Annotated in this window: 14 protein-coding genes; 3 read left to right on the top strand and 11 right to left on the bottom strand. The window is 73.0% G+C overall.

Features of this window, described 5'->3' with window-relative positions; translation table 11 throughout:
* Positions 1-98 precede the first annotated feature (98 nt).
* Together ASG49_RS11725 and ASG49_RS11720 are read left to right on the top strand one after the other, a co-directional pair.
* Positions 99-998, top strand: coding sequence for an ABC transporter ATP-binding protein (locus tag ASG49_RS11725; RefSeq protein WP_056542089.1), 900 nt, complete (start codon positions 99-101; stop codon positions 996-998).
* On the top strand, positions 995-1822 hold the full coding sequence (locus ASG49_RS11720; protein ID WP_056542087.1) for an ABC transporter permease subunit: 828 nt from the start codon (positions 995-997) through the stop codon (positions 1820-1822). Before ASG49_RS11725 ends, ASG49_RS11720 begins: the two co-directional genes overlap by 4 nt.
* 104 nt (positions 1823-1926) lie before the next feature.
* On the opposite strand, the gene ASG49_RS11715 is transcribed toward ASG49_RS11720, so the two are convergent.
* The 7 genes from ASG49_RS11715 to larE form a co-directional block, all read right to left on the bottom strand.
* The gene (locus tag ASG49_RS11715) at positions 1927-2514 is read right to left on the bottom strand and encodes a rhomboid family intramembrane serine protease (RefSeq protein ID WP_082534074.1); all 588 of its coding nucleotides are present in this window, start codon (positions 2512-2514) and stop codon (positions 1927-1929) included.
* 459 nt (positions 2515-2973) lie between these two features.
* Positions 2974-4002, bottom strand: coding sequence for a ketol-acid reductoisomerase (ilvC, locus tag ASG49_RS11710; RefSeq protein ID WP_056542085.1), 1029 nt, complete (start codon positions 4000-4002; stop codon positions 2974-2976).
* A 48-nt stretch (positions 4003-4050) separates the two neighbouring features.
* The gene (ilvN, locus tag ASG49_RS11705; protein ID WP_056542082.1) at positions 4051-4599 is read right to left on the bottom strand and encodes an acetolactate synthase small subunit; all 549 of its coding nucleotides are present in this window, start codon (positions 4597-4599) and stop codon (positions 4051-4053) included.
* Complete coding sequence (locus ASG49_RS11700; RefSeq protein WP_082534073.1) at positions 4599-6425, bottom strand: acetolactate synthase large subunit; 1827 nt, start codon at positions 6423-6425, stop codon at positions 4599-4601. The genes ilvN and ASG49_RS11700 overlap by 1 nt, the downstream gene beginning before the upstream one ends.
* Before the next feature lie 258 nt (positions 6426-6683).
* Positions 6684-7346, bottom strand: a complete 663-nt coding sequence (locus ASG49_RS11695) for a VOC family protein (protein WP_056542080.1) — start codon at positions 7344-7346, stop codon at positions 6684-6686.
* Positions 7347-7383: 37 nt separating this feature from the next.
* The gene (locus tag ASG49_RS11690; protein ID WP_056542078.1) at positions 7384-7779 is read right to left on the bottom strand and encodes a cold-shock protein; all 396 of its coding nucleotides are present in this window, start codon (positions 7777-7779) and stop codon (positions 7384-7386) included.
* A gap of 95 nt (positions 7780-7874) precedes the next feature.
* Complete coding sequence (larE, locus tag ASG49_RS11685) at positions 7875-9305, bottom strand: ATP-dependent sacrificial sulfur transferase LarE (protein ID WP_235562039.1); 1431 nt, start codon at positions 9303-9305, stop codon at positions 7875-7877.
* A gap of 65 nt (positions 9306-9370) precedes the next feature.
* On the opposite strand from larE, the gene ASG49_RS11680 reads away from it, so the two are divergent.
* Positions 9371-9829, top strand: a complete 459-nt coding sequence (locus ASG49_RS11680) for a hypothetical protein (protein ID WP_056542075.1) — start codon at positions 9371-9373, stop codon at positions 9827-9829.
* Here ASG49_RS11680 and ASG49_RS11675 read toward each other — a convergent pair.
* From ASG49_RS11675 to ASG49_RS11660, 4 genes are read right to left on the bottom strand one after another with little or no spacing between them, the layout of a single operon-like run.
* A complete protein-coding gene (locus ASG49_RS11675) occupies positions 9780-11018 on the bottom strand; it encodes an AGE family epimerase/isomerase (RefSeq protein ID WP_056542072.1) in 1239 nt (412 codons plus the stop codon). The two genes, ASG49_RS11680 and ASG49_RS11675, sit on opposite strands and share 50 nt — an antisense overlap.
* Positions 11015-12685: a DUF885 family protein gene (locus ASG49_RS11670; RefSeq protein ID WP_056542070.1), complete on the bottom strand. Its 1671-nt coding sequence runs from the start codon at positions 12683-12685 to the stop codon at positions 11015-11017. The genes ASG49_RS11675 and ASG49_RS11670 overlap by 4 nt, the downstream gene beginning before the upstream one ends.
* Positions 12686-12702: 17 nt before the next feature.
* Complete coding sequence (locus tag ASG49_RS11665) at positions 12703-14337, bottom strand: AMP-binding protein (protein ID WP_056542069.1); 1635 nt, start codon at positions 14335-14337, stop codon at positions 12703-12705.
* A gap of 50 nt (positions 14338-14387) precedes the next feature.
* Positions 14388-15680: an MFS transporter gene (locus tag ASG49_RS11660; RefSeq protein WP_056542067.1), complete on the bottom strand. Its 1293-nt coding sequence runs from the start codon at positions 15678-15680 to the stop codon at positions 14388-14390.
* Between the last annotated feature and the right edge of the window lie 236 nt (positions 15681-15916).

Genomic DNA, 15916 nt, shown 5'->3' with positions numbered 1-15916 from the left:
CCCCGGGGCGCTCGGGGTGCTCCCAGGGGTGGGTTCAGGGGTGGGTCCAGGGCATCACCCGATGCGGCGCGAGGTCGGTCGCGGCGAGGCTGCGGGACATGATCACCATCGAGTCCCTGACCAAGAGATACGCCGGCTCCACCGCCGTCGACGACGTCAGCTTCACCGCCCGTCCGGGCCGCGTGACCGGGTTCCTCGGTCCCAACGGCGCCGGCAAGTCCACCACCATGCGCGTCGTGGTCGGCCTGACTCCCGCCACCTCCGGGTCGGCGACCATCGACGGGCGCAGGTTCTGCGACCTGCCCAACCCCGGCCGCGAGGTCGGGGTCCTGCTCGACGCCTCGGCCCAGCACGCCGGCCGCACCGGCCGGGAGATCCTGCGCATCGCCGCTGCCACGATGGGGCTCCCCCGCGCCCGTGTCGCGGAGATGCTCGACCGGGTGGGGCTCACCGACCGCGAGGCCGAGCGTCGGGTGCGGCACTACTCCCTCGGCATGCGGCAGCGGCTCGGCGTCGCCACGGCGTTGATCGGGGACCCCCGGGTCCTGGTGCTCGACGAGCCGGCCAACGGGCTCGACCCGGCGGGGATCCGCTGGATGCGCGACCTGCTCCGGGGCTACGCCGACGCCGGCGGCACCGTGCTGCTCTCCTCGCACCTGCTGCACGAGATCGAGGTGGTCGCCGACGACCTCGTCGTCATCGGCCACGGCCGGGTGGTCGCGCAGGGCACCAAGGCCGAGCTGCTCGCGGGCGCCGGGAGCGTCGTACGCGCCCTGGACACCGCGGCCCTCGCCGCCGCCCTGGACGCCGCCGGGATCGACCACACCGTGGCGCCCGACGGCGCCGTCCTGGCCACGGCCGAGGCCGCCCGCATCGGCACGGTCGCGCACACCGCCGGGGTGCCGCTGACCGAGCTCCGGTCCGCGGACAGCGCGGGTCTCGAGGAGATGTTCCTCGAGCTCACCGCCTCCAGCCAGCGCGAGGGAGTCGCAGCATGAGCACCGCCACCACCACCGCCCCCCGGTCCGCCGCGACCACGCCCACCGACCTGGCCGCACCGCGGCCCGACCTGGCGGCCATCCCGTTCACGCGGCTGCTCGGCGTCGAGGCGCGCAAGACCTTCGACACCCGCTCGGGGTTCTGGCTGCTCGCCGGCATCGGCATCGCGGCCACCCTGGCCACCGCCGCGGTGATCGTCTTCGCCCCCGACTCGGCCCAGGTCTACGGCAGCTTCGCCCAGGCCGTCGGGTTCCCGATGGCGCTGCTGCTGCCCGTCGTGGCCGTGCTCGCGGTCACCAGCGAGTGGTCCCAGCGCAGCGGCCTGACGACCTTCACCCTCGTGCCCCGCCGCGGGCGCGTGCTGCTGGCCAAGGGCGTGGTCGCCGTGGCCGTCGGCGTGGTCTCGATGCTGCTCGCGATGGGCATCGGCGCGCTGGGCAACCTGCTCGGAGCTGCGATCAACGGCGTCGACCCGGTGTGGGACTCCTCGGTGCAGCAGCTCGCGATGATCGTGCTGGCCAACGTGCTCGGCCTGCTGGTCGGGTTCACGCTCGGGGTGCTGTTGCGCAGCTCGCCGGCGGCCATCACGGCGTACGTCGTCTACTGGTTCCTGCTGCCGACGATGTTCGGCCTGCTCGCGGCCTACCAGTCGTGGTTCGCCGACGTGCAGGGCTGGATCGACTTCCAGTACTCCTCGACGCTGCTCTACGAGGGCGACCTGAGCGCCACGGAGTGGGCCCACCTCGGCGTCTCCGGCCTGCTCTGGCTGGTCCTCCCCCTCGCCGTCGGGGTGCTGCTCGTGCGGCGGTCGGAGGTGAAGTAGGGCGGGGCGCTGCGGCTGCGGATTCACAGGGTCCCCTGTGAAACCGCTGCTCCCCGGGCAGAACTTCGCCCGGGGAGCAGCAGCTCCCTCCGGGGAGTCGGCGCTCAGTCGGGCCGGTGGCCCCGCGCCGACCGGGCGGTGAGCAGCCCGCCGAGCGCCCCGCCCGCGTGGGCCTGCCAGGAGATCCCGGCGTCGGTCGGCAGCACGCCCCACAGCAGCCCGCCGTAGAACAGGAACAGCACCACCCCGGTCGCCACCTGGCCGGGGCTGCGGGAGTAGAAGCCGCGGACCATCAGGTAGGTCAGCCACCCGAACACGACGCCGCTGGCGCCCAGGGTGAGCGAGCCGGGCGGGGAGAACAGCCACACCGCGGCGCCGGAGACCAGGACGACGACCAGGCTGGTGCGCAGCCAGCGGCCCCAGCCGTCCATCAGCACGATCACCCCGAGCACGAAGAACGGCACCGTGTTGGAGACCAGGTGGGCGTAGCCGCCGTGCAGCCAGGGCGCGTAGAACACGTTGTCGAGGCTGTCGAGCTGCCGCGGCTCGATGCCGTAGGGGTCCAGCGCGTTGCCGGTCGCCTGGTCGACCCCCTCGAGCACCCACAGCACCACCACCAGCACGCCCATCGCCACGGCGGCGGGCAGCAGGCCCATCCGTCGGCTCCGGGCGGGGGCGTCCAGCTGGCTCATGGGGCCAGTGTCGCCGGTCGCTCAAGCGGCGTACGGCGGCTGCAGGTTACCCGGACGTCCGGGGAATCTGGTGCCTGGCAGGCGTCGCGATGCCCGCCAGGGTGAGGAGAAGCCTGCCGAGCACGTACGCCGCGACGCGGTCACTGCGCCGGAGACACAGACGCTCCGCCGGGGTCGCAACCCCGGCGGAGCGTCTGCTTCCCCGGCGAACCTGGGGATCCGTCGACGAGCGACGGGTCGATCAGCGGCGTACGGCGGCCGCAGGTTCCCCGGACGTCCGGGGAATCTGGTGCCTGGCAGGCGTCGCGATGCCCGCCAAGGTGAGGAGAAGCCTGCCGAGCACGTACGCCGCGACGCGGGCACTGCGCCGGAGACACAGACGCTCCGCCGGGGTCGCAACCCCGGCGGAGCGCCGGTCTCCCAGGCGAACCTGGGATCCGTCGTCGAGCGACGGGTCGATCAGCGGGCGGAGGTGCCCTCGACGTAGTCGGAGTCGTGGCTCTTGACCCAGGCCATCAGCTTGCGCAGCTCGCGGCCGGTGGTCTCGATCGGGTGCGACTCACCCTTCTTGCGGAACTCGGTGAACTCCGGGCTGCCGTTGTCCTGGTCGGTGATGAACCGCTCGGCGAACTTCCCGTTCTTGATGTCCTCGAGCACCTCGACCATGTTGGCCTTGACGTCGGGGGTGATGACGCGGGGGCCGGAGACGTAGTCGCCGAACTCGGCGGTGTCGGAGACCGACCAGCGCTGCTTGGCGATGCCGCCCTCGTACATCAGGTCGACGATGAGCTTGAGCTCGTGCAGGCACTCGAAGTAGGCGACCTCGGGCTGGTAGCCGGCCTCGGTCAGCACCTCGAAGCCGTACTGCACCAGCTGCGACGCGCCGCCGCAGAGCACGGCCTGCTCGCCGAACAGGTCGGTCTCGGTCTCCTCGGTGAAGGTGGTCTTGATGCCGCCGGCGCGCAGGCCGCCGATGCCCTTGGCGTAGGACAGCGCGAGGTCCCAGGCCGTGCCGGAGGCGTCGGCCTCGACGGCGACGAGGACGGGTACGCCGCGCCCGTCGACGTACTCGCGGCGCACCAGGTGACCGGGGCCCTTCGGGGCGACCATGAACACGTCCACGCCCTCGGGCGGGGTGATGTAGCCGAAGCGGATGTTGAAGCCGTGGCCGAAGACCAGGGTGTCGCCGGGGGCGAGCTGCGGCTCGATCTCCTCGGCGTACAGCTTCCGCTGGTGCTGGTCGGGCGCGAGGATCACGACGACGTCGGCCTCCTCGGCCGCCTCGGCGGGGGTCACGACGCGCAGGCCCTCGGCCTCGGCCTTGGCGCGGGACTTCGAGCCGGGCTGCAGGCCGACGCGGACGTCGACGCCGGAGTCGCGCAGCGACAGCGCGTGGGCGTGGCCCTGCGAGCCGTAGCCGATCACGGCCACGTTCTTGCCCTGGATCAGGGACAGGTCGGCGTCGTCGTCGTAGAACATCTCAGCCACGGGGGGCTTCTCCTTCGGTAGGGGTGGATCTGTACAGGTGGGGGCGGCTCAGCCGGGGACGGCGGTGGCCACGGGGACCGGCACCGGGACGGGGCGGACGGTGCGCTCGGAGATCGAGCGGCTGCCGCGGCCGATGGCGACCATGCCCGACTGGACGAGCTCGCGGATGCCGAAGGGCTCGAGCACCGCGAGGAAGTCCTTGAGCTTGTCGGAGTTGCCGGTCACCTCGATGGTCACCGCGTCGGGGGCGACGTCGACGACCTTGGCGCGGAACAGCTGCACCGCGTCGACGACCTGGCCGCGGGTCTCGGCGTCGGCGCGGACCTTGACCAGGAGCAGCTCGCGGGTGACGGCCTCGCGGTAGTCGAGCTCGACGATCTTGAGCACCTCGACCAGCTTGTTGAGCTGCTTGGTGACCTGCTCGAGCGGGAGGCCCTCGACGCTGACCACGATGGTCATCCGGGAGATCTCGGGGTGCTCGGTCGGGCCCACGGCCAGCGAGTCGATGTTGAAGCCGCGGCGGCTGAACAGCGCGGCGACGCGGGTCAGCACGCCGGGCTTGTTCTCGACCAGCACGGAGAGGGTGTGCGTCGTCATCAGAGGTCGTCCTCCTCGAAGTCGGGGGCCAGGTCGCGGGCGTACTTGATCTCGTCGTTGGACGTGCCCGCGGCCACCATCGGCCAGACCATGGCGTCGCGCTCGACCCGGAAGTCGATCACGACCGGCACGTCGTTGATCTCCATCGCCTTGCGGATCGTCGCGTCCACGTCGGCCGGGTCGTCGCAGGTCAGGCCCACGGCACCATAGGCCTCGGCGAGCTTGACGAAGTCGGGCACCCGCTTGGAGTGCAGGTCGGTGTTGGAGTAGCGACCCTCGTAGAACAGGGTCTGCCACTGCCGCACCATGCCGAGCGACTCGTTGTTGATCAGGGCGACCTTGATCGGGATGCCCTCGATCGTGCAGGTGGCCAGCTCCTGGTTGGTCATCTGGAAGCAGCCGTCGCCGTCGATGGCCCAGACGACCGCCTCGGGCCGGGCGACCTTGGCGCCCATGGCGGCGGGGACGGCGTACCCCATGGTGCCGAGGCCGCCGGAGTTGAGCCAGGTGCGGGGGTGCTCGTACTGCACGAAGTGGGTCGCCCACATCTGGTGCTGCCCGACGCCGGAGACGTAGACCGCTTCGGGGCCGGCGATGGCGGACAGACGCTCGATGACGTACTGCGGGGCCAGCCCCTCCTCGGGGGTGTCGTAGCCGAGCGGGTAGCGCTCCTTGACCCCGGCCAGGTAGTCGACCCACGTGGAGTAGTCCCCGGCGCGGCCTTGCTCCTTCTCGGCCCGCAGCGCGGTGACGAGCTCGGTGATCGTCTCGCGCGCGTCGCCCACGATCGGGACGTCGGCGACACGGTTCTTGCCGATCTCGGCGGGATCGATGTCGGCGTGGATCACCTTGGCGTGCGGGGCGAACGAGTCGAGGTTGCCGGTGACGCGGTCGTCGAAGCGGGCGCCGAGGCTGATCAGCAGGTCGCTCTTCTGCAGCGCCGCGACGGCGGCGACGGTGCCGTGCATGCCGGGCATGCCGAGGTTCTGCACGTGGCTGTCGGGGAAGGCGCCGCGGGCCATCAGCGTGGTCACGACCGGCATCCCGGTCAGCTCGGCGAGCTCGAGCAGCTCGGCCGAGGCGTCGGCGCGGATCACGCCGCCGCCGACGTAGAGGACCGGCTTGTGCGCGGCGAGGACGTGGCGGGTGGCCTCGCGGATCTGCTTGGCGTGGGGCTTGGTGACGGGGCGGTAGCCCGGCAGGCTCAGCTCGGTCGGCCACACGAACGTGGTCTGCGCCTGCAGCGCCGACTTCGCGACGTCGACGAGCACCGGGCCGGGGCGGCCGGTCGAGGCGATGTGGAACGCCTCGGCGACGACGCGCGGGATGTCGGCGGGGTCGGTGACCAGGAAGTTGTGCTTGGTGATGGGCATCGTGATGCCCCGGATGTCGGCCTCCTGGAAGGCGTCGGTGCCGATCATGCTGGCGCCGACCTGACCGGTGATCGCCACGATGGGGACCGAGTCCATGTGCGCGTCGGCGAGCGCGGTCACCAGGTTGGTGGCGCCGGGGCCGGAGGTGGCCATGCAGACGCCGACCTTGCCGGTCGCCGAGGCGTACCCCTGGGCGGCGTGGCCGGCGCCCTGCTCGTGGCGCACCAGGATGTGGCGGATGGAGGAGTCGAAGAGCGGGTCGTACGCCGGGAGGATGGCGCCGCCGGGGATGCCGAAGATCTCGGTCACGCCGGCGTGCTCGAGGGACTTGATCAGGCTCTGGGCCCCGGACACGGTGGGCGCCTCGGGGACCGCCGGTCCCTGCGCGAGGCCCTGGGCCACCCGCTGGCCGGGGTTGGGCCGCGTGGTCTGACCCGCGTGCTGCTCGCTCATCTGCTCATCTCTTCGTCGGTCGTTCGGGGTGGATCGGTGGCAACAAAAAACCCCTCGAGCCGGTCGGCTGACGAGGGGTCGACGCGTGGCGCGAGTCCGGCTGGGGACTCAGCTCACGCGTCGCGTGCGTACGAGGAGGTCGGAACGCATGGGCCAAGCATGCCCCCACCCCCGCCAGGGCTCAACCCAGTGTGACGCGCGTCCCAAGGCGTGGGACGCACGTCCCGGATGTCGGACACCGCTTGATGGGCCCACCGCTCACTCGCGGCCCTGCCAGGTGGTCAGGCACGACCGGTTGCCGTCGGCGTCCTCGACCACCCAGAACGCGGGTGCGTGGGACTCGTCGACGAGCCGTCCGCCGGCCGCGACCACGGCGTCCAGCCGGGACTGCGCCCGGTCGTGGGGCACCCGGACGTCGAGGTGCCAGCGCTGCCGGTCGGCGCCGGGGTCGTCGCTGCCCTGGAACCACACCGAGGGCCCGCGGGACCCCGGGTCGACCAGGTCGTCGGGCGCGGAGCGGTCGTAGCCGAGCAGCGCGGCGTAGAACGGCGCCACCCGGTCGTGGTCGGGGGTGTCGAGCGCCAGCTCGAGGGTGTCGGGGACCTCGCCGGGCTGCACGCCCAGCTCGGCCGCCGTCTCGGCGATCGCTGCCGCCAGCCGCAGGTCGCGGCGCGTCACCGCGCCGACGTCGTGGCTGCTGAGCCCGACGGTCACGTGGGGGTAGCGCAGGTCGACGTCGGGGTGGTGGTCGGCCTCGTCGGCCAGCTCGGCGACGCGCTGCACGAGTCGGGCACCGGTCGTGAAGTCGCCGGTGGCGTAGCGCGCCACCACCTGGCCGAGCAGCAGCCGCCACCCGTCGGGCAGACCGTCGCTGACCTCCTGGGAGCGCAACGGCTCCCGGTCCTGCTCGCTGATCGCCATGCGCCGACCCTAGACCCGGCTGCGGACAGCCGGCGTCCTAGAGCTCCAGCTCGTCGGCCAGCGCGCGCAGCAGCTTGGCCGTCGGCTTGGCGGTGCGGGCCTCGGGGTGGCGACCGTGGCGGTAGCCCTGCTCCACGCCCTCGAGCAGCCCGATGAGGTCCTCGACGATGGTGACCATCTCGTCGGGCTTGCGGCGCTGGGCGGCGCGGCGGTTCTGGCTCACCGACGCCGGCGCCTCGAGGACGCGCACCTGGTGGGCCTGGTCGCCCTTGCGGCCCGACAGCACGCCGAACTCGACGCGGGTGCCGGCCTTGAGGGTCTCGACCCCCGCGGGCAGGTTGGACGAGCGGACGTAGACGTCCTCGCCGTCCTCGCGCGAGAGGAAGCCGAAGCCCTTCTCGGCGTCGTACCACTTGACCTTTCCGGTGGGCACCGCAGCGGCCTCTCTGTTGCGTCGGGGGTGGGTCGCGGACCTGGAGGCCGCGACGGCCCAGCGTAGTGGGTGGCCGGCGACCCCGGCCACGCAGTTCAGCGCCAGCGCTCGGGGTCCGGCAGCAGCGCGTTCATCGAGCCGGACCGGAAGCCCAGCGGGTCGACCTCGGCCGCCTCGAAGCCCGCGGCGCGGACCACGTCGAGGTGGTGGGCGACCGCGTCGACCAGGTCGCGGTCGACCTCGACCCGGGCGGTCTCCCCCAGGTCGCGCACGCGCACGTCGCGCACCGCGTGCCCGGCCGCCTCGAGCGCCGCCCGCAGGTCGGCCTCGGCGCGCTCGACCCGGGCCAGCCGCGACGGGGTGATCTCGATGCCGTAGGCCACCCGCGAGGACAGGCAGGCGGCAGCCGGCTTGTCCCACGTCGGCAGGCCCCACGACCGCGAGGCGGCGCGCACCTGCTCCTTGGTGATGCCGGCGTCCAGCAGCGGCGTCACCGCGCCGCGGTCGGCCGCGGCCGCGATGCCGGGGCGGAACCCGGCGCGGGCGTCGTCGGCGTTGGTGCCGGTGGCCACCACGGCGTACCCCTCGGCGGCGGCGAGCGGGCCGAGCACCTCGAGCAGCTCGGACTTGCAGAAGGCGCAGCGGTCGCCGGCGTTGGCGCGGTAGCCCTCGCGATCCATCTCGTGGGTCTGCGGCGTCAGCACCCGCACCCCCAGCGACTCCGCGAAGGCGCGGGCAGGGTCGCGCTCGGAGAGCGGCAGCGAGCTGCTGTACGCCGTCGCGGCGCCGACGCGGTCGGGCCCCAGCGCGCGCACGGCGGCCGCCAGCAGGAACGCGCTGTCGGCTCCCCCGCTGAAGGCCACGAGCACCCGGTCGTGGGCGCGCAGCGAGGCCTCGAGGCGCTCCAGCCGCGCCTGCAGCACGAAGTCGTCGAGCCAGGCCGGGAACCCCGAGAGGTCGTCGAGCACCACGTCGGTGCCGGCGGCACGCAGCTGCCCGGTCGTGCAGCCACCGGTGAGGACCGAGACGCTCGGCACGCCCGCCGCCTGCGCGCCCTCGACGTCGTGGACGTGGTCGCCGACGTAGAGGTGGGCGCCGTGGCGGCGCAGCACCTCGCCCTTCGCGCCGCCCCACACCTCGCCCTCGACCACGTCGACGTCGAGGCCGAGGTGCTCGACGTGCAGCCGGGCGTTGGGGGTGAACTTGCCGGTGACCAGCAGGGTGCGGCCGCCGTGGCGGCGTACGGCGGCCAGGGCCTCGGCCGCGCCGGCGGTCGCCGGGGTCGGCGCGACCGCGGTGCCGGGGTAGATCTCGCGGAACCGCGCGATGGCGGCCGGGACCTGCGCGGCCGGCAGGTGCGGCTCGAGGAGCAGGTCGAGCGGCGGGCCGAGGTTGCCGGTCAGCTCGGTGATCGGGAGCTCGACGCCGAGCTCGGAGCCGAGCACCTCCAGGGTGGCGGCGAAGCCCGGGACGGTGTCGATGAGCGTCATGTCGAGGTCGAACCCGACCACCAGCTGCTCGTCCACGACGCCAGGCTACGTCCGGGTCCCGGGTGCGCGGCGGACCAGGGTCGGCCCCCTACATTCGCAGTGTGCTGATCACCAACCACGTCCTGTCCGGCGCGCTGGTCGGCCGCGCGGCCCCCGGCCCGGCCTCGGCCTTCGCCCTGGGCGTGGCCTCGCACTTCGCGCTCGACACGGTCCCCCACTGGGGCGACGACCGGATCTTCCTCCAGGTCGCCGTGCCCGACGGCCTGGTGGGCCTGGGCGCGATGGCGTGGGTGTGGCGCACCACCGAGCCCGCCGCCCGGGTGCGGGTCCTGGCGGGCATGGCGGGCGCGTGCCTGCCCGACGCCGACAAGCCCAGCACGCTGTTCTTCGGCCGCTCGCCGTTCCCGGCGGTCGTCGACGCGTGGCACCGCGACATCCAGCGCGAGTCGGTGCGTCGGCTGCCCCAGGAGTTCGCGGTCGCCGCCCTCGGGGCGCTGGTGGTGCGGCGGCTCAGCCGCGCAGCAGGCCCTCGCGCAGCGCGACCGACGTCGTCGGGCTGAGCGGCAGCCGGGGCACCAGGGTGGCCCCGACGGCGTGGTAGACGTCGGGCTTCCCGGCCCAGGTCGTGGCGGCGGGCAGGTTGTCGGGGCCCAGCTCGTGGTGCCAGGAGCCGCGCTCGGTGTCGAGGAGGTGGGCCGCGGCGTACTCCCACCAGGCGGTCGCCAGGTCGGCGTACGACGCGTCGCCGGTCGCCTGGTGCAGCGCCGCCGCGGCCGCGACGCCCTCGGCGACCACCCAGTGCATCCGCTGGCGCACGACCGGCCGGCCGTCCCAGTCCACGGTGTAGACGAACCCGTCGGCGCCGTCGGCGTGCCAGCCCTCGCGGACCGCGGCGTCGAGGAGCGCGACGGCGTGGTCGAGCATCCAGGCCGGCGCGTCGCTGCCCAGCGCGGCGCGCAGGTGCAGCGTCAGGCGGGACCACTCCAGCCAGTGGCCGATGGTGGCGCCGTACGGCCGGAAGGGGTGGGCGGGCTGGTCGTGGTGGTAGTCGGGCAGCGGCGTCCAGGCGGCGTCGAAGTGCTCGGGGATGCGCCAGTCGTGGGCGGGCGCGAGGTCGTGCACGACGCGGGTGAGGATGCGCTCCGCCCGCTCGCGCAGGGTCGGGTCGTCGAGCACGTCGGCGGCCGCGAGCAGCGCCTCGACGCCGTGCATGTTGGCGTTGACGCCGCGGTAGCCGTCGAGCGCGGTCCAGGCCGCGTCCCACTCCTCCACCAGCATCCCGGCCTCGTCGTCCCAGAAGTGGTCGAGCAGCACCGCGACGGCGTCGGCCAGCAGCTCGCCCGCGCCGGGGAGCCCGGCGGCGGTGGCGCTGGAGGCGGCCAGCACCACGAACCCGTGCTCGTACGCCGTCTTGGCGGTCGTCACCGGTCCGTCGGCGTCCACCTGGGCCCACCAGCCGCCGTGCGTGTCGTCGTGGAACCGGCCGCGCAGCCCGGCCAGCCCGACCTCCGCCAGCGCCGCCGCGCCCGGCCGACCCAGCAGGTGGCCGAGGGCGAACACGTGGGTCATCCGGCAGGTGATCCACAGCTCGAGCGGCCGACCGGGCACCGGGCGACCGTCGTCGTCGAGGTAGCCGAACCCGCCGTCGGGGTCGGCCGCCGCCTCGGCGAACCGCAGCAGCCGGTCGAGCTCCGCGGCCAGCCAGGCGTCGCTGCCGACCGGGCCCGGGACGTCGGCCCCGGCGCTCACGGCAGCCGCGCCCGCACCACGTCGTCGAGCACCCCGAGCGGCAGCGAGCCCGAGTCGAGGACGGCGGAGTGGAAGGCCTTGACCGAGAACCCCTCCCCCTGGCGCGCCTGCGCCTCGGCGCGCATCCGCTGGATCTCGACGCGGCCCACCATGTAGGAGCAGGCCTGACCGGGCGTGACGGCGTAGCGGTCGATCTCGGGGCGCACCATGGCCTCGCGCAGCGGGGAGTTGGCGACCATGTAGTCGATCGCCTCGCGACGGCTCCACCCGAGCGCGTGCATGCCGGTGTCGACGACGAGGCGGCAGGCGCGCATCGAGTCGGCGGCGAGCATGCCGATCCGGTCGACGGGCCCGGAGTAGAGCCCCATCTCGTCGGCCAGCCGCTCGGTGTAGAGGCCCCAGCCCTCGGCGTACGCCGCGTTGTGGAGGTGCTTGCGGAACTCCGGCACGCCCGTCAGCTCGCCCGCGATGGTCAGCTGGAGGTGGTGGCCGGGGATGCCCTCGTGGAAGGCCATCGACTCCAGCTCGAAGGTGCCCCACGACGCGGGGTCCTTGACGTTGACGAAGAACGTGCCGCCGCGGCTGCCGTCGGAGGCCGGCGGGAAGTAGAACGCCTTGGCCCCGGTGGTGGTGCCCTGGACGCCGCAGGGCGCCTGCGGCAGCACCTCGAACCAGTCGGGCATCGCCTCCCAGGCGCGCGCCATCGCGACCTCGGAGGCCTCCACCAGCTGCTCGCCGCGCTCGAAGTGCAGCGCGGGGTCGGTGCGCAGCGCGTCGAAGACGCCCTGGAGGTCGTCGGTGCCGACCACCTCCGGGCCGAGCGCGCGGTACTCCTCGGCGAGCGCGGCCACGGTCTCCAGGCCGAGGTCGTGGATCTCCTGGGCGCTCTTGTCGGTGGTCGTGAAGTAGCGCAGGGCCGCGGCGTACGACGCGTCGCCGCCGGGCAGGTGGGTCAGCCCGACCCGGTCGTCGGAGCGGGCCTGCTCCAGCAGCTCGTCGCGCAGCACGTCGCGGTAGGCCTCCATCCCGGGCCGCACCTCGTGTTCGACCACCATGCGCAGCCGCGCCTTCCAGCCGTCGACGTCGAGGCCGTCCGGCGGCCGCGTCGTCAGCAGCAGGCCGTCGTCGGCCACCGGGGTGCCCAGGATCCGCTCGAGCTGCACCAGCGTGTCCTCGACCGCGAACGCGGCCGGGAGCCGACCCGCCGCGGCGCCCTCGCGCAGCCGCTCGGCGGCCTCGCGGTAGGAGCGGCCGACGCCGGCGTACTTGTCCACCAGCGCCTCGGCGACGTCCGGGGTCGGCAGTGCGAGCATCCCGGCGAGCAGCGGCATCGTGACCTGCGGCCCGAAGATCGGGTCGACCGCGATCTCGGCCAGCCGCTCGTCGAGCAGCGCCGAGCGGGATCGGGCGTCGTCGAGGAGCACCGCCCGGGTGATCCGGTCCTGCTCGTCGAGCCCGTCCTCGGGCACCTCCTCGGCCCGCCGGGCGAGGTCGCGCAGCGCCGCGACGTCGGCGTCCTCCGAGGCCCGGTCGCCGCGCTCGAACTCCCCCGGCGCGCGGTAGTCGCCGAGCAGGTGGGCGCTGGTCGGGTTGGTCCGGAGGTGGTGCTGCCAGTACTCCTCGGCCAGGCGGGCGACGGACTCGTGGGGGGTGGTCTCGGTGCTCACCGGTCCAACCTACGAGGTCAGGCGTGCCCGGTGCCGAGGCCCAGCTGGCGGGTGGTCTCCTCGCGCATCTGCACCTTGCGGATCTTGCCGGTGACGGTCATCGGGAACTCCTCGACCAGCAGCACGTAGCGCGGGATCTTGTAGTGCGACAGCTTCCCCGTGGCGAACTCGCGGACGCCGGCCGCGTCGAGCGGGGCGGCGCCGGCGCGCAGCTTGACCCAGGCGCACAGCTCCTCGCCGTACCTCTCGTCGGGCACGCCGATGACCTGGACGTCCTCGACGTCGGGGTGGGTGTAGAGGAACTCCTCGATCTCGCGGGGGTAGATGTTCTCCCCGCCGCGGATCACCATGTCCTTGATGCGGCCGACGATGTTGCAGTAGCCGTCCTCGCGCATCTCGGCGAGGTCGCCGGTGTGCATCCAGCCGTCCGCGTCGATGGCCTCGTCGGTCTTCTCCTCGTCCTGCCAGTAGCCGAGCATCACCGAGTAGCCGCGGGTGCACAGCTCGCCCGGGGTGCCGCGCTCGACGGTCTCGCCCGTGGCCGGGTCGACGACCTTGACCTCGACGTGCGGGTGGACCCGCCCGATCGTGGCCGTACGCCGCTCCAGGTCGTCGTCGGCGCGGGTCTGGCACGACACCGGCGAGGTCTCGGTCATGCCGTAGGCGATCGACACCTCGGCCATGTGCATGTCGTCGATGCAGTGCTTCATCACCTCGACCGGGCAGATCGACCCGGCCATCACGCCGGTGCGCAGGGTCGAGAGGTCGTGCTCGGCGAACGTCGGGTGGTTCTGCATCGCGATGAACATCGTCGGCACGCCGTACAGCGCCGTGCACCTCTCCTCGACCACGCACCGCAGCGTCGTCTCGGGGTCGAAGCCGGGCGCCGGGATCACCATCGTCGCGCCGTGGGTGGTGCAGCCGAGGTTGCCCATCACCATGCCGAAGCAGTGGTAGAAGGGCACCGGGATGCAGAGCCGGTCGGCGTCGGTGAAGTTGACGAGCTCGGTGGTGAAGAAGCCGTTGTTGAGGATGTTGGTGTGGCTCAGCGTGGCTCCCTTGGGGTAGCCCGTGGTGCCGCTCGTGTACTGGATGTTGATGGGGTCAGCGGGCGAGAGCGTGGCCATCCGCTCCGCCACGGCGTCCTCAGGCAGGCCCTCGCCCTCGGCCAGCAGGGCGTCCCACTCGTCGGTGCCGATGTGCACGGTGCGCTCGAGCGAGCCGGCCTCGCCCGCCGCGACCACCTCCTCGGTCATGGCGCGGTAGTCGCTGCCCTTGAAGCTCTCCGCGCTCACCAGCAGCCGCAGCCCCGACTGCTGCAGCGCGTAGGACAGCTCGTGGGTGCGGTAGGCCGGGTTGACGTTGACGAGGATCGCGCCGGCCTTGGCCGAGCCGTACTGCGCGATGGTCCACTCCGCGCAGTTGGGCGCCCACACCCCGACCCGGTCGCCCTGGGCGATCCCAGCGCCGATCAGCCCACGCGCGAAGGCGTCGACGTCGCGGTCGAGCTCGGCGTAGGTCCAGCGCCTCCCGGTGGCGAACTCCACCAGCGCCTCGTGGTCGGGGTACGCCGCGACCGCGACCTCGAAGTCGGCCCCGATCGTGCGCTCGATCAGCGGCGGCGTGGTCTCTCCGGCGGCGTAGGACTCCATGACGCGCACCCTAGCCACGGCGTGTGACCCGGGTCACGGTGGCGGAGTGGTCACTCGGGCAGCGGACGGGCCGCGGTCTCGGGCATCCGGACGTAGACCACGAGCGAGACCAGGCACAGCGCCGCGACGTACCACCCGAACAGCCCCGGGTTCCCGAGCTTGGTGAACAGCGTCCCCACGTAGGGCGCGGTGCCGCCGAACAGCGCCACCGTCAGCGAGTAGGGGAAGCCGATGCCCGCGGCACGGACGTGGCCGGGGATCAGCTCGGCATTGACCGCCGCGCTGACCGAGGTCCAGAGCCCGACCACGACCATCCCGACCGCGCTGATCGCCAGCAGCCCCAGCACCGTGCTGTTGGCCCGCACCAGCGCGAGGGCCGGCACGATGCCGCCCCCGAAGAGCACGGCGAAGGCGATCATCACCGGTCGCCGCCCGACCCGGTCCGAGAGCGCCCCCAGCGCGGGCTGGGCCAGCCCGAAGAGCACCAGCGAGAGCGTGCTGACGAGCAGCGCCTGGTCGAGGCTGACGCCGCTGTTCTGCTCGGCGTACGTCGGGAGGTAGGTCGTCCACGTGTAGTAGGCGATCGTGCCGGCGACCGTGACGCCGCACAGCAGCAGCGTCTGGCGCGGGTAGAGCCGCACCGCGTCGAGCAGGCCGGGCCTCTCGTCGGCGGGCGGTGCCACGCGGGTCTCCTCGGCGCCGGACCGGATCCACAGCCCGACCAGCGACAGCAGCCCGCCGACGACGAACGCGATCCGCCAGCCCCAGCCCTCGAGCTGGGCGTCGGTCAGGGTGAGCGCGAGCAGCGTCGCGGTCAGCGAGGCGAGCAGCTGGCCGACGGTGGTGGTGACGTACTGGAAGGACGCGAACAGCCCCCGACGTCGCGGCGGCGCGGACTCGATCAGGAAGGTGGTGTTGGCGGCGAACTCGCCGCCGACCGAGAAGCCGGACAGGAGCCGACCCACGACCAGCACGACCGGGGCCCAGATGCCGGCGGCGGCGTGGGTCGGGGTGGCCGCGATGATGAGGCTGCCCAGACCCATCAGCAGGATGGTCAGGGTCAGCGTGTTCTTGCGGCCCCAGCGGTCGGCCAGCGAGCCGATCAGCAGCCCACCGATCGGGCGGAAGAAGAAGCCGACGGCGAAGATCGCAAACGTGTTCAGCACGTCGGACACCTGGTCGCCGGACGCGAAGACCTGCGTCGCGAACACCGGGGTGAGGAAGGTGTAGACGTACCAGTCGTACCACTCCACCGCGTTGCCGACCGAGGCCGCGGCGACCTGCCGGGTGCGCTGCCGCCGCGTCAGCGTCGGCGTGGAGTCCCGAGAAGTGGTGGTGTCCATCAACCGAATCTAGGACTCCCCGCGCCCGGTGGCCACGGCCGGCCCGGGTCCCTGAGATGGCTGCTCGGTTCACTGAGGAGGTCGCTCTGCGACCGTCCTGGAGGGCTGTCCCTCACTCCCGTCGGTGGAAGTCGATCTTGCCGTCGGGTCTGACGCGGTGGTGGTAGGCCGGGTCGTGGACCCGGCGGTGGTGGTGACCGCACAGCAGCCGACCGTTCTCCACGCTCGTCGCGCCG

The sequence above is a fragment of the Marmoricola sp. Leaf446 genome, assembly GCF_001424755.1.
In the GTDB taxonomy this organism is placed as follows: domain Bacteria; phylum Actinomycetota; class Actinomycetes; order Propionibacteriales; family Nocardioidaceae; genus Marmoricola.
The sequence above is the reverse complement of the archived record's forward strand: the minus strand, read 5'-3'. Positions and strand labels throughout refer to the sequence as shown.

What these genes read in the sequence shown, in the direction of transcription:
- ilvN (WP_056542082.1), bottom strand. Translation starts at nt 4,599, where the DNA reads ATGACGACGCACACCCTCTCCGTGCTGGTCGAGAACAAGCCCGGCGTG.
- ASG49_RS11725 (WP_056542089.1), top strand. Translation starts at nt 99, where the DNA reads ATGATCACCATCGAGTCCCTGACCAAGAGATACGCCGGCTCCACCGCC.
- ASG49_RS11695 (WP_056542080.1), bottom strand. Translation starts at nt 7,346, where the DNA reads ATGGCGATCAGCGAGCAGGACCGGGAGCCGTTGCGCTCCCAGGAGGTC.
- ASG49_RS11715 (WP_082534074.1), bottom strand. Translation starts at nt 2,514, where the DNA reads ATGAGCCAGCTGGACGCCCCCGCCCGGAGCCGACGGATGGGCCTGCTG.
- ASG49_RS11665 (WP_056542069.1), bottom strand. Translation starts at nt 14,337, where the DNA reads ATGGAGTCCTACGCCGCCGGAGAGACCACGCCGCCGCTGATCGAGCGC.
- ASG49_RS11720 (WP_056542087.1), top strand. Translation starts at nt 995, where the DNA reads ATGAGCACCGCCACCACCACCGCCCCCCGGTCCGCCGCGACCACGCCC.
- ASG49_RS11700 (WP_082534073.1), bottom strand. Translation starts at nt 6,425, where the DNA reads ATGAGCGAGCAGCACGCGGGTCAGACCACGCGGCCCAACCCCGGCCAG.
- ASG49_RS11660 (WP_056542067.1), bottom strand. Translation starts at nt 15,680, where the DNA reads ATGGACACCACCACTTCTCGGGACTCCACGCCGACGCTGACGCGGCGG.